The organism is Pseudomonas umsongensis (assembly GCF_012647205.1).
GTDB lineage: Bacteria > Pseudomonadota > Gammaproteobacteria > Pseudomonadales > Pseudomonadaceae > Aquipseudomonas > Aquipseudomonas umsongensis.
In genome coordinates this window covers 6,222,287-6,235,000 of the sequence record NZ_CP051487.1, presented here as the reverse complement: position 1 = coordinate 6,235,000, position 12,714 = coordinate 6,222,287, and the positions used below count along the sequence as shown (strand labels likewise).

Sequence of the window (12,714 nt, the reverse complement as noted above, 5' to 3'; positions counted from 1 at the left end):
AGCGTAATAGCTCACTAGTCGAGTCGGCCTGCGCGGAAGATGTAACGGGGCTCAAACCATACACCGAAGCTACGGGTATCACCTTCGGGTGATGCGGTAGAGGAGCGTTCTGTAAGCCTGTGAAGGTGAGTTGAGAAGCTTGCTGGAGGTATCAGAAGTGCGAATGCTGACATGAGTAACGACAATGGGTGTGAAAAACACCCACGCCGAAAGACCAAGGTTTCCTGCGCAACGTTAATCGACGCAGGGTTAGTCGGTCCCTAAGGCGAGGCTGAAAAGCGTAGTCGATGGAAAACAGGTTAATATTCCTGTACTTCTGGTTATTGCGATGGAGGGACGGAGAAGGCTAGGCCAGCTTGGCGTTGGTTGTCCAAGTTTAAGGTGGTAGGCTGGAATCTTAGGTAAATCCGGGATTCCAAGGCCGAGAGCTGATGACGAGTTACCTTTCAGGTGACGAAGTGGTTGATGCCATGCTTCCAAGAAAAGCTTCTAAGCTTCAGATAACCAGGAACCGTACCCCAAACCGACACAGGTGGTTGGGTAGAGAATACCAAGGCGCTTGAGAGAACTCGGGTGAAGGAACTAGGCAAAATGGCACCGTAACTTCGGGAGAAGGTGCGCCGGTGAGGGTGAAGGACTTGCTCCGTAAGCCCACGCCGGTCGAAGATACCAGGCCGCTGCGACTGTTTATTAAAAACACAGCACTCTGCAAACACGAAAGTGGACGTATAGGGTGTGACGCCTGCCCGGTGCCGGAAGGTTAATTGATGGGGTTAGCTAACGCGAAGCTCTTGATCGAAGCCCCGGTAAACGGCGGCCGTAACTATAACGGTCCTAAGGTAGCGAAATTCCTTGTCGGGTAAGTTCCGACCTGCACGAATGGCGTAACGATGGCGGCGCTGTCTCCACCCGAGACTCAGTGAAATTGAAATCGCTGTGAAGATGCAGTGTATCCGCGGCTAGACGGAAAGACCCCGTGAACCTTTACTATAGCTTTGCACTGGACTTTGAATTTGCTTGTGTAGGATAGGTGGGAGGCTTTGAAGCGTGGACGCCAGTTCGCGTGGAGCCATCCTTGAAATACCACCCTGGCAACTTTGAGGTTCTAACTCAGGTCCGTTATCCGGATCGAGGACAGTGTATGGTGGGTAGTTTGACTGGGGCGGTCTCCTCCTAAAGAGTAACGGAGGAGTACGAAGGTGCGCTCAGACCGGTCGGAAATCGGTCGTAGAGTATAAAGGCAAAAGCGCGCTTGACTGCGAGACAGACACGTCGAGCAGGTACGAAAGTAGGTCTTAGTGATCCGGTGGTTCTGTATGGAAGGGCCATCGCTCAACGGATAAAAGGTACTCCGGGGATAACAGGCTGATACCGCCCAAGAGTTCATATCGACGGCGGTGTTTGGCACCTCGATGTCGGCTCATCACATCCTGGGGCTGAAGCCGGTCCCAAGGGTATGGCTGTTCGCCATTTAAAGTGGTACGCGAGCTGGGTTTAGAACGTCGTGAGACAGTTCGGTCCCTATCTGCCGTGGACGTTTGAGATTTGAGAGGGGCTGCTCCTAGTACGAGAGGACCGGAGTGGACGAACCTCTGGTGTTCCGGTTGTCACGCCAGTGGCATTGCCGGGTAGCTATGTTCGGAATAGATAACCGCTGAAAGCATCTAAGCGGGAAACTAGCCTCAAGATGAGATCTCACTGGGACCTTGAGTCCCCTGAAGGGCCGTCGAAGACTACGACGTTGATAGGTTGGGTGTGTAAGCGCTGTGAGGCGTTGAGCTAACCAATACTAATTGCCCGTGAGGCTTGACCATATAACACCCAAGCAATTTGATACTCCTAGTTGAGAAGACGAAAGAGACCAGATTGCGGTGTGTGAAGACGAAACGAACCGAAAGTTCGAAGTTCACAAAACACCGAAAGCTATCACATACCCAATTTGCTGAAGCGAGGCCATCTGGTCACGACTCAGTACCCGAATTTCTTGACGACCATAGAGCGTTGGAACCACCTGATCCCATCCCGAACTCAGAAGTGAAACGATGCATCGCCGATGGTAGTGTGGGGTTTCCCCATGTGAGAGTAGGTCATCGTCAAGATTAAATTCCAAAACCCCTATCTGCGCATGCAGGTAGGGGTTTTGTTTTTGTCCGCTGGAAAAATCTGTCTGTTCGGGTTTCTATGCAACGGCTCGGGGCGTGGCTATCATGCGGGCCTCATTGTGAGGCGAGACTTGCATGCTGACGTTGTTAAAGCTTCTTAAGGATGGCCGATTCCATTCGGGTCAGGCATTGGGCGCTGCCTTGGGCATCAGTCGCAGTGCTGTGTGGAAGCAGCTTCAGCATCTTGAGGCTGAGCTGGGGTTGTCCATTCACAAGGTTCGGGGGCGCGGCTATCAATTGGCTGCACCGTTGACGTTGCTTGATCCTGCGGAGATAGGGCGACTGTCGCCCACGTCTAATTGGCCGGTCCTGGTCTTCGACTCTATTGACTCCACCAATGCCGAAGCCCTGCGCGCCATCGAGCGGCACCAGGCTGCGCCTTTTCTGGTGCTTGCCGAGCGGCAAACTGCCGGGCGCGGGCGGCGAGGGCGCAAGTGGGTCAGTCCATTCGCTGAGAATGTCTATTACAGCCTGGTGTTGCGGGTTGAGGGCGGTATGCGCCAGCTGGAGGGCTTGAGCCTTGTAGTGGGGCTCGCCGTCATGCAGGCCTTGCGTGAGCTTGGGGTTCCCGGGGTTGGGTTGAAATGGCCCAATGATGTCCTGGTAGGGCAGAAGAAAATTGCCGGAATACTGCTTGAGCTGGTCGGGGATCCTGCCGACGTCTGTCACGTGGTGCTGGGTGTCGGAATTAATGTAAACATGCAAATGACCGATGAAGTCGATCAACAATGGACGTCCATGCGCCTGGAGTCGGGCAAGGCGTTTGATCGCAATCGCCTGGTCGCGGCGCTGGGTGAAATGCTCCACAGATACCTGGCTCGCCACCAGGCCGATGGATTTTCGGCGATCCAGGCTGAGTGGGAGCAGCATCACCTATGGCAGGGGCGTGCGGTGTCGTTGATCGCGGGTGCAAACCAAATAGATGGCGAAGTGCTGGGTATCGATAGTCAGGGTGCGCTGCGCTTGAAGGTGGGTGGTGTGGAGAAAGTCTTCAGTGGCGGTGAGCTGAGCCTGAGGTTGCGTCATGATTCTTGAGCTCGACTGCGGAAATAGTTTCATCAAGTGGCGTGTGCTCAAGGCGGACGCCCGTCAGGTGGTAGGGGAGGGAGTAGTCGATTCCGACCTGGCATTGCTCGAGGGCGTGAAGGGGATTGAAGGCCTTGCGTTGAGGTTCTGTCGGCTGGTGAGTGTCAGGACTGCCGAAGAAACCGGCGAATTGATCGCCCGGCTGAAGGCTGCCTTCGAAATTTCGGTGGTCTGTGCCGCTCCAGCCGAGGAAATGGCCGGTGTTCGTAATGGCTATGAAGAATTTGAGCGGCTCGGTCTTGATCGTTGGTTGGCGCTGCTCGGAGGGTTTCATCTGGCTTCTGGCGCGTGCCTGGTGCTTGATTTCGGTACTGCGGTGACCGCGGACTTCGTTGCCGGGGATGGTGATCATCTCGGTGGGTTTATATGCCCTGGGATGCCGTTGATGCGAAACCAGCTGCGCACCCATACCCGCAAGATTCGTTACGGAGATCTTGCGGCTGAGCGCGCTTTGGAGCGTCTTGTTCCGGGACGCACGACGGTCGAAGCGGTTGAGCGCGGATGCCTGTTGATGCTTCGCGGATTTGTGCTGACGCAACTGGAGATGGCGCGGGGTTATTGGGGGGAGAACTTTACGGTGTTCCTCACCGGTGGTGATGCGTCGTTGGTGTCCGAGATAGTGCCTGAGGCCCGGGTGGTTCCCGATCTGGTGTTCGTCGGCTTGGCGATGGCATGCCCTTTGTCTTGAGGTCTTTATGCGTTGGTTGTTTCTGCTGCTGCTCGTTCTCAATGTGTTTTATTACATCTGGCATCAACAGGAGGCGCCTCTGCGTGCCAAGGACGTAACGCCTTTGAGTCTGTATCGCGGTTCCCAGCAGGACATTCGTCTCTTGAGCGAGGCGACGGATACGGCCAGGGATAAAGGGAAGGTGGCACAGGCAGAGGCTGAATGCCTTTATCTGGGTGGATTTGTAAGTCAGGACGTCGAGAAGGCGCTTGAGCGCAGGTTGACGGGCATGGGCGTGAAATATCAATCGCTACCTGCGAGTCCGACTGAACCCCCTGTGTACTGGGTTCGAGTGGCCCCTGAAAGCAAGCGTTGGCTGGATGACTTGCAGCTGATAAACCTTTCTAGAGAATTCAATGAGTTAAAACATAAAATAATGCCTTGTGGGGGGGTTGCACCCACCGAATAGTTTGCATAGAATGGCGCCCGCTCCACAGCGAAGACCTAAAGCGGTCAACGAAGTGAAGCGAGGTCAACGCAGATAAGCTCAGGATTTTAATGAGAAAAATGCTTGACAGAAGGCTGGCATGATGTAGAATGCCGGCTCGCTTAGGAGGGGTTCCCGAGCGGCCAAAGGGATCAGACTGTAAATCTGACGTCTACGACTTCGAAGGTTCGAATCCTTCCCCCTCCACCATTTTTAGCGAGAGCTGCAAGCCTCGCGGGTATAGTTTAGTGGTAGAACCTCAGCCTTCCAAGCTGATGATGCGGGTTCGATTCCCGCTACCCGCTCCAAGTTTGCAGGTTTTGCACGGTGTTACGCTCTTGTAGCTCAGTTGGTAGAGCACACCCTTGGTAAGGGTGAGGTCAGCGGTTCAAATCCGCTCAAGAGCTCCATACAAAAGGCAGATATGCAAATATCTGCCTTTGTTTTAGGCGGCTAAGGCTGCGCCCCGTTGTGGCTCTGAGGGTTCTTGCTCTTGTGGGTGAGGGTGTTTCGGTCGGGTCGCCTGGCAAGTGGTTGTAAAGTCTTTTTCAGGTCTGCATAATGGTCGGCCTGATTTTGTTTTAGGTCAGTAGCTCAATTGGCAGAGCGACGGTCTCCAAAACCGTAGGTTGGGGGTTCGATTCCCTCCTGACCTGCCAGATTCACTCGGTGTGTCTGGCTTTCTTTTCACAGGATCTTCATAGATGACTCCTAAAGCTGAAGCTCAAGGCTCTCGTTTCGACCTCCTCAAGTGGCTTGTAGTAGTCGCTTTGGTGGTTGTTGGCGTTGTTGGCAATCAGTATTACTCTGCTTCGCCGATCCTGTACCGCGTACTCGCTTTGCTTGTCATTGCTGCCGTAGCTGCCTTTGTAGGCCTGCAGACAGTCAAGGGCAAGTCTTTCTTTGTACTGGTTAAGGAAGCGCGCACCGAAATTCGTAAAGTCGTATGGCCGACTCGCCAAGAAACCACGCAGACCACGTTGATCGTTGTGGCTGTTGTCCTGGTTATGGCGTTGCTGTTGTGGGGGCTCGATTCCCTGCTCGGCTGGCTTGTTTCCTTGATTGTCGGCTAAGGGTGTCCCGTGGCTAAGCGTTGGTACGTTGTGCATGCTTACTCCGGTTACGAGAAGCATGTAATGCGCTCGCTGATCGAGCGCGTAAAGCTGGCTGGCATGGAAGATGGCTTCGGCGAAATTCTGGTTCCCACTGAAGAAGTGGTTGAAATGCGTAATGGCCAGAAGCGCAAGAGCGAGCGTAAGTTCTTCCCTGGTTATGTGCTGGTCCAGATGGATATGAACGAGGGTACTTGGCACTTGGTCAAGGACACTCCTCGTGTAATGGGCTTTATCGGCGGTACCGCTGATAAGCCGGCACCGATTACTGATAAAGAGGCAGAAGCGATTCTGCGTCGTGTTGCTGATGGTAGCGATAAGCCGAAGCCGAAGACTTTGTTCGAGCCAGGTGAGTCGGTACGCGTCAACGACGGTCCGTTTGCCGATTTCACCGGCACGGTCGAAGAGGTCAACTACGAAAAGAGCCGGATCCAGGTCGCGGTGCTCATTTTCGGACGCTCTACTCCGGTAGAGTTGGAGTTCAGTCAGGTCGAAAAGGTCTAACTGAACAAGCATCCCAACCCCGCAGCCTTAGGCTGTGGGGTTTTGTCGTCACTGGGATAAACGCGCAAGTAACCGGGGAGCCTTTCGAGGCGTTTGAACCCGTAATTGGAGTGCCTCATGGCCAAGAAGATTACCGCTTACATCAAGCTGCAAGTGAAGGCCGCTCAGGCTAACCCAAGCCCACCTGTTGGTCCTGCTCTGGGTCAGCACGGCGTGAACATCATGGAATTCTGCAAGGCTTTCAACGCCCGTACTCAGGGTCTTGAGCCAGGTCTGCCGACTCCAGTGATCATCACTGTCTACAGCGACCGTAGCTTCACGTTCGAAACCAAATCCACCCCTGCTTCGGTTCTGCTGAAGAAGGCGGCAGGTCTGACCAGCGGTTCCGCTCGTCCGAACACCGTTAAGGTTGGCACTGTAACCCGTGCTCAGCTGGAAGAAATCGCGAAAACCAAAAACGCGGATCTGACTGCAGCTGATATGGAAGCAGCCGTGCGTACTATCGCCGGTTCTGCTCGTAGCATGGGCCTTAACGTGGAGGGTGTGTAATGGCTAAGCTGACCAAGCGTCAAAAGGCTATCGCCGGCAAAATCGAAGCAGGCAAGGCCTACAACTTTGTAGACGCCGCTGCTCTGCTGGCTGAGCTGTCGACTGTCAAGTTCAGCGAGTCGTTCGACGTAGCTGTAAACCTGGGTGTTGACCCGCGTAAATCCGACCAGGTCGTTCGTAGCGCTACTGTGCTGCCACACGGCACTGGCAAGACCGTTCGCGTTGCTGTGTTCACCCAGGGTCCAGCTGCTGAAGCCGCTCTGGCTGCCGGCGCTGACCGTGTAGGCATGGACGACCTGGCTGCCGAAATGAAAGGCGGCGACCTGAACTATGACGTAGTGATCGCATCCCCGGATGCCATGCGCGTTGTAGGTCAACTGGGTCAGATCCTCGGTCCACGTGGCCTGATGCCTAACCCTAAAGTCGGCACCGTAACGCCAGACGTAGCTACCGCGGTTAAAAACGCCAAGGCTGGTCAGGTTCGTTATCGCACCGACAAAAACGGCATCATCCACACTTCCGTTGGCAAGATCGGCTTCGACGCCGTCAAGCTGAAGGAAAACGTTGAAGCCCTGATCGCTGACCTGAAGCGTATCAAGCCAGCTTCCTCGAAAGGTATCTACGTCAAGCGCGTTACCCTGAGCACCACTATGGGCCCAGGTCTGGTCATCGACCAAAGCTCGCTCGACGCGTAAGACACAAATTGGCGCAAGCGATTGCGCCAATTGAAAAATTGGGGTCCCTGCCTGGCGGGGGCTATCCAAGACCGTAGGCGACGCAAGTCTTAAACCACAAGCCTACGCAGATGGTGCTCCCGGTTCCTTACCGAATCAGACACCAAAACGACATTCGGTTTCGATCGAATGAAACGGTAACAAGCAGGAGTTAAACCCGTGGCAATTAAACTCGAAGACAAGAAGGCCATCGTCGCTGAAGTCAACGAGGCTGCCAAAGTCGCTCTGTCCGCTGTCGTGGCTGATGCCCGTGGCGTAACAGTAGGCGCAATGACCGGACTCCGTAAAGAGGCTCGCGAAGCTGGCGTTTACGTACGTGTTGTACGTAACACCCTGCTCAAGCGCGCCGTTGCTGACACTGAATTCAGTGTTCTCAACGACGTGTTCAGCGGCCCTACCCTTATCGCGTTCTCCAAGGAACATCCAGGCGCTGCTGCCCGGATTTTCAAAGAGTTCGCCAAGGGTCAGAACAAGTTCGAGATCAAGGCAGCTGCGTTCGAGGGCAAGTTCCTCGCAGCTAACCAAATCGACGTACTGGCAACTCTGCCGACCCGTGACGAAGCAATTTCTCAGCTGATGAGCGTGATTCAAGGCGCTACCAGCAAATTGGCTCGTACCCTGGCGGCAATTCGCGACCAGAAAGAAGCTGCTGCAGCCTAAGGCTCGTCAACTTCTCGCGTTTTTTGTTTTTTTCGATGGTCGCGTAGGCCGTCCCCAATATCAGGAATTAGATTCATGTCTATCTCTCAGAACGATATCCTTGAAGCAGTTGGCAACATGTCCGTAATGGAAGTTGTTGAGCTGATCAAAGCTTTCGAAGAAAAATTCGGCGTTACTGCTGCTGCTGCATCGGCTGGCCCAGCTGTTGCTGCTGCCGTTGCTGAAGAGCAAACCGAATTCAACGTCATGCTGACCGAAGCTGGCGAGAAGAAAGTTAACGTGATCAAGGCAGTACGTGAACTGACCGGTCTGGGCTTGAAAGAAGCCAAGGCTGTAGTTGACGGCGCTCCTGCCATGGTTCTGGAAGCTGTTGCCAAAGACGCAGCTGACAAAGCCAAAGCAACTCTGGAAGAAGCAGGCGCTAAAGTCGAGCTGAAGTAAGCTCCGACCTTGCGTCTCCAGCCCGAGCGTTAAGCGACAGGCTGATGGCTGGTGGCTCTTGCCACCGGCCTTTTTCCGTTATTGGCAGCCGACTGGGTCGGTGCCGATAACGAGCTGTAACCACCCGATGCGGTGGCGCAAACCATGGGGTTTGCACGATTTTCTGGTCGCTCCCGTCGGGAGGGGCCAAACAAGCAGGTGACCAAGCTGGGGAACGCTGATGGCTTACTCATATACTGAGAAAAAACGTATCCGCAAGGACTTTAGCAAGTTGCCGGACGTCATGGATGTGCCTTACCTCCTGGCCATCCAGCTGGATTCGTATCGTGAATTCTTGCAAGCGGGAGCGACTAAAGATCAGTTCCGCGACGTGGGCCTGCATGCGGCCTTCAAATCCGTTTTCCCGATCATCAGCTACTCCGGCAATGCTGCGCTGGAGTACGTCGGTTATCGCTTGGGCGAACCGGCATTTGATGTCAAAGAATGCGTATTGCGCGGTGTAACTTACGCCGTACCTTTGCGGGTAAAAGTGCGCCTGATCATTTTCGACAAAGAATCGTCGAACAAAGCGATCAAGGACATCAAAGAGCAAGAAGTCTACATGGGTGAAATCCCCCTGATGACTGAGAACGGTACCTTCGTAATCAACGGTACCGAGCGTGTAATCGTTTCCCAGCTGCACCGTTCCCCTGGCGTGTTCTTCGACCACGACCGTGGCAAGACGCACAGCTCCGGTAAACTGCTGTACTCCGCGCGCATCATTCCTTACCGCGGTTCGTGGCTGGACTTCGAGTTCGACCCGAAAGACTGCGTATTCGTGCGTATCGACCGTCGTCGCAAGCTGCCTGCATCGGTACTGCTGCGCGCGCTCGGCTATACCACTGAAGAAGTGCTGGACGCGTTCTACACCACCAACGTATTCCACGTTAAGGGCGAGACCCTGAGCCTGGAGCTGGTGCCTCAGCGCCTGCGCGGTGAAATCGCTGTCCTCGATATCCAGGACGACAAAGGCAAGGTTATTGTCGAGCAGGGTCGTCGTATCACCGCTCGCCACATCAACCAGCTGGAAAAAGCCGGGATCAAAGAGCTGGATGTGCCGCTGGACTACGTCCTGGGTCGCACAACCGCCAAGGTCATCGTGCACCCGGCAACCGGCGAAATCCTGGCAGAGTGCAACACCGAGCTGAACACCGAGATCCTGGCGAAAATCGCCAAGGCCGGCGTTGTTCGCATCGAAACTCTGTACACCAACGATATCGACTGCGGTCCGTTCGTCTCCGACACACTGAAGATCGACTCCACCAGCAACCAACTGGAAGCGCTGGTCGAGATCTATCGCATGATGCGTCCTGGCGAGCCGCCAACCAAAGACGCTGCCGAGACCCTGTTCAACAACCTGTTCTTCAGCCCTGAGCGCTACGACCTGTCTGCGGTCGGCCGGATGAAGTTCAACCGTCGTATCGGTCGTACCGAGATCGAAGGTTCGGGCGTGCTGTGCAAGGAAGACATCGTCGCGGTACTGAAGACCCTGGTCGACATCCGTAACGGTAAAGGCATCGTCGATGACATCGACCACCTGGGTAACCGTCGTGTTCGCTGCGTTGGCGAAATGGCCGAGAACCAGTTCCGCGTTGGCCTGGTACGTGTTGAGCGTGCGGTCAAAGAGCGTCTGTCGATGGCTGAAAGCGAAGGCCTGATGCCGCAAGACCTGATCAACGCCAAGCCAGTGGCTGCGGCGGTGAAAGAGTTCTTCGGTTCCAGCCAGTTGTCCCAGTTCATGGACCAGAACAACCCGCTGTCCGAGATCACCCACAAGCGTCGTGTCTCTGCACTCGGCCCTGGTGGTCTGACTCGTGAGCGTGCCGGCTTTGAAGTTCGTGACGTACACCCGACGCACTACGGTCGTGTTTGCCCGATCGAAACGCCGGAAGGTCCGAACATCGGTCTGATCAACTCCCTGGCTGCCTATGCGCGCACCAACCAGTACGGCTTCCTCGAGAGCCCGTACCGCGTGGTGAAAGACGCCCTGGTCACCGACGAGATCGTGTTCCTGTCCGCCATCGAAGAAGCTGATCACGTGATCGCCCAGGCTTCGGCCACGATGAACGACAAGAAAGTCCTGATCGACGAGCTGGTAGCTGTTCGTCACTTGAACGAATTCACCGTCAAGGCGCCGGAAGACGTCACCTTGATGGACGTATCGCCGAAGCAGGTAGTTTCGGTTGCAGCGTCGCTGATTCCGTTCCTCGAGCACGACGACGCCAACCGTGCGTTGATGGGTTCGAACATGCAGCGTCAAGCTGTACCAACCCTGCGTGCTGACAAGCCGCTGGTAGGTACCGGCATGGAGCGTAACGTAGCCCGTGACTCCGGCGTTTGCGTCGTGGCTCGTCGTGGCGGCGTGATCGACTCCGTCGACGCCAGCCGTATCGTGGTTCGCGTTGCCGATGACGAAGTAGAAACCGGTGAAGCCGGTGTCGACATCTACAACCTGACCAAGTACACCCGCTCCAACCAGAACACCTGCATCAACCAGCGTCCGCTGGTGCGTAAAGGTGATCGGGTTCAGCGTAGCGACATCATGGCCGACGGTCCGTCCACCGACATGGGTGAACTGGCACTGGGTCAGAACATGCGCATCGCCTTCATGGCATGGAACGGCTTCAACTTCGAAGACTCCATCTGCCTGTCGGAACGCGTTGTTCAAGAAGACCGTTTCACCACGATCCACATCCAGGAACTGACCTGTGTGGCCCGTGACACCAAGCTTGGCCCAGAGGAAATCACTGCGGACATCCCGAACGTGGGTGAAGCTGCACTGAACAAGCTGGACGAAGCCGGTATCGTTTACGTAGGTGCTGAAGTTGGCGCAGGCGACATCCTGGTGGGTAAGGTCACTCCGAAAGGCGAGACCCAACTGACTCCGGAAGAAAAACTGCTGCGTGCGATCTTCGGTGAAAAAGCCAGCGACGTTAAAGACACCTCCCTGCGCGTACCTACCGGTACCAAAGGTACTGTCATTGACGTACAAGTCTTCACCCGCGACGGCGTTGAGCGTGATGCGCGTGCCCTGTCGATCGAGAAGTCCCAGCTGGACGAGATCCGCAAGGACCTCAACGAAGAGTTCCGTATCGTCGAAGGTGCTACTTTCGAACGTCTGCGCTCCGCTCTGGTCGGCCACAAAGCCGAAGGCGGCGCCGGTCTGAAGAAGGGCCAGGACATCACCGACGAAGTGCTCGACGGTCTTGAGCACGGCCAGTGGTTCAAACTGCGCATGGCTGAAGATGCCCTGAACGAGCAGCTCGAGAAGGCCCAGGCCTACATCGTTGATCGTCGCCGTCTGCTGGACGACAAGTTCGAAGACAAGAAGCGCAAACTGCAGCAGGGCGATGACCTGGCTCCAGGCGTGCTGAAAATCGTCAAGGTTTACCTGGCAATCCGTCGTCGCATCCAGCCGGGCGACAAGATGGCCGGTCGTCACGGTAACAAGGGTGTGGTCTCCGTGATCATGCCGGTTGAAGACATGCCGCACGATGCCAATGGCACCCCGGTCGACGTCGTCCTCAACCCGTTGGGCGTACCTTCGCGTATGAACGTTGGTCAGATCCTTGAAACCCACCTGGGCCTCGCGGCCAAAGGTCTGGGCGAGAAGATCAACCGCATGGTTGAAGAGCAGCGCAAAGTTGCCGAGCTGCGTAAGTTCCTGCACGAGATCTACAACGAGATCGGCGGTCGTCAGGAAAGCCTCGATGACTTCTCGGACCAGGAAATCCTGGACCTGGCTCAAAACCTGCGTGGCGGCGTTCCAATGGCCACTCCAGTGTTCGACGGCGCCAAGGAAAGCGAAATCAAGGCCATGCTGAAACTGGCAGACCTGCCGGAAAGCGGCCAGATGCAGCTGACCGACGGCCGTACCGGCAACAAGTTCGAGCGCCCGGTTACCGTTGGCTACATGTACATGCTGAAGCTGAACCACTTGGTAGACGACAAGATGCACGCGCGTTCTACCGGTTCGTACAGCCTGGTTACCCAGCAGCCGCTGGGTGGTAAGGCGCAGTTCGGTGGTCAGCGTTTCGGGGAGATGGAGGTCTGGGCACTGGAAGCATACGGTGCCGCTTACACTCTGCAAGAAATGCTCACAGTGAAGTCGGACGATGTGAACGGCCGTACCAAGATGTACAAGAACATCGTGGATGGCGATCACCGTATGGAGCCGGGCATGCCCGAGTCCTTCAACGTGTTGATCAAGGAAATTCGTTCCCTCGGCATCGATATCGATCTGGAAACCGAATAACACGTGACGCGAATCGAG

General features: G+C 55.5%; 10 protein-coding genes, 4 tRNA genes and 2 rRNA genes (1 of these 16 running past the window's edge). All 16 read left to right on the top strand.

Annotation, left to right across the window (positions count from 1 at the left end; genetic code table 11):
• Positions 1-1,814 (top strand): 23S ribosomal RNA (locus HGP31_RS28315); it begins 1,080 nt to the left of the window's first position.
• A gap of 169 nt (positions 1,815-1,983) precedes the next feature.
• Positions 1,984-2,099: ribosomal RNA gene (gene rrf, locus HGP31_RS28310) — 5S ribosomal RNA — on the top strand.
• Between the two features lie 138 nt (positions 2,100-2,237).
• Positions 2,238-3,197 (top strand): bifunctional biotin--[acetyl-CoA-carboxylase] ligase/biotin operon repressor BirA, encoded by a 960-nt coding sequence (gene birA, locus HGP31_RS28305; protein ID WP_033040658.1) that lies wholly within the window; start codon positions 2,238-2,240, stop codon positions 3,195-3,197.
• Entirely contained in the window at positions 3,187-3,936 is a 750-nt protein-coding gene (locus HGP31_RS28300; protein ID WP_033040659.1) for a pantothenate kinase, read from the top strand. The genes birA and HGP31_RS28300 overlap by 11 nt, the downstream gene beginning before the upstream one ends.
• A gap of 7 nt (positions 3,937-3,943) precedes the next feature.
• Entirely contained in the window at positions 3,944-4,384 is a 441-nt protein-coding gene (locus tag HGP31_RS28295; RefSeq protein WP_020799831.1) for a hypothetical protein, read from the top strand.
• A gap of 143 nt (positions 4,385-4,527) precedes the next feature.
• Positions 4,528-4,612, top strand: a tRNA-Tyr gene (locus HGP31_RS28290).
• Between the two features lie 24 nt (positions 4,613-4,636).
• Positions 4,637-4,710 (top strand) — tRNA-Gly (locus HGP31_RS28285).
• 26 nt (positions 4,711-4,736) lie between these two features.
• Positions 4,737-4,812: transfer RNA gene (locus HGP31_RS28280), tRNA-Thr, on the top strand.
• A gap of 173 nt (positions 4,813-4,985) precedes the next feature.
• A tRNA-Trp gene (locus HGP31_RS28275) sits at positions 4,986-5,061 on the top strand.
• Between the two features lie 45 nt (positions 5,062-5,106).
• Positions 5,107-5,475 carry a preprotein translocase subunit SecE gene (gene secE, locus HGP31_RS28270; RefSeq protein ID WP_007896620.1) on the top strand — a complete coding sequence of 123 codons (369 nt, stop codon included), beginning with the start codon at positions 5,107-5,109 and terminating at the stop codon, positions 5,473-5,475.
• Positions 5,476-5,484: 9 nt separating this feature from the next.
• Positions 5,485-6,018 (top strand): transcription termination/antitermination protein NusG, encoded by a 534-nt coding sequence (nusG, locus tag HGP31_RS28265; RefSeq protein ID WP_007933727.1) that lies wholly within the window; start codon positions 5,485-5,487, stop codon positions 6,016-6,018.
• Positions 6,019-6,135: 117 nt separating this feature from the next.
• Positions 6,136-6,567: a 50S ribosomal protein L11 gene (gene rplK, locus HGP31_RS28260; RefSeq protein WP_007933726.1), complete on the top strand. Its 432-nt coding sequence runs from the start codon at positions 6,136-6,138 to the stop codon at positions 6,565-6,567.
• Complete coding sequence (gene rplA / locus HGP31_RS28255) at positions 6,567-7,262, top strand: 50S ribosomal protein L1 (protein WP_003186095.1); 696 nt, start codon at positions 6,567-6,569, stop codon at positions 7,260-7,262. The genes rplK and rplA overlap by 1 nt, the downstream gene beginning before the upstream one ends.
• Positions 7,263-7,460: 198 nt before the next feature.
• A complete protein-coding gene (rplJ, locus tag HGP31_RS28250) occupies positions 7,461-7,961 on the top strand; it encodes a 50S ribosomal protein L10 (RefSeq protein ID WP_008065701.1) in 501 nt (166 codons plus the stop codon).
• A gap of 75 nt (positions 7,962-8,036) precedes the next feature.
• Positions 8,037-8,402, top strand: coding sequence for a 50S ribosomal protein L7/L12 (rplL, locus tag HGP31_RS28245; RefSeq protein WP_020799830.1), 366 nt, complete (start codon positions 8,037-8,039; stop codon positions 8,400-8,402).
• Positions 8,403-8,622: 220 nt separating this feature from the next.
• On the top strand, positions 8,623-12,696 hold the full coding sequence (gene rpoB, locus HGP31_RS28240; RefSeq protein ID WP_008018199.1) for a DNA-directed RNA polymerase subunit beta: 4,074 nt from the start codon (positions 8,623-8,625) through the stop codon (positions 12,694-12,696).
• The last annotated feature ends 18 nt before the right edge of the window (positions 12,697-12,714 follow it).

Coding starts and splice junctions, on each gene's coding strand:
- birA (WP_033040658.1), top strand. CDS start 2,238: ATGCTGACGTTGTTAAAGCTTCTTAAGGATGGCCGATTCCATTCGGGT.
- HGP31_RS28300 (WP_033040659.1), top strand. CDS start 3,187: ATGATTCTTGAGCTCGACTGCGGAAATAGTTTCATCAAGTGGCGTGTG.
- HGP31_RS28295 (WP_020799831.1), top strand. CDS start 3,944: ATGCGTTGGTTGTTTCTGCTGCTGCTCGTTCTCAATGTGTTTTATTAC.
- secE (WP_007896620.1), top strand. CDS start 5,107: ATGACTCCTAAAGCTGAAGCTCAAGGCTCTCGTTTCGACCTCCTCAAG.
- rplK (WP_007933726.1), top strand. CDS start 6,136: ATGGCCAAGAAGATTACCGCTTACATCAAGCTGCAAGTGAAGGCCGCT.
- rplA (WP_003186095.1), top strand. CDS start 6,567: ATGGCTAAGCTGACCAAGCGTCAAAAGGCTATCGCCGGCAAAATCGAA.
- rplL (WP_020799830.1), top strand. CDS start 8,037: ATGTCTATCTCTCAGAACGATATCCTTGAAGCAGTTGGCAACATGTCC.
- rpoB (WP_008018199.1), top strand. CDS start 8,623: ATGGCTTACTCATATACTGAGAAAAAACGTATCCGCAAGGACTTTAGC.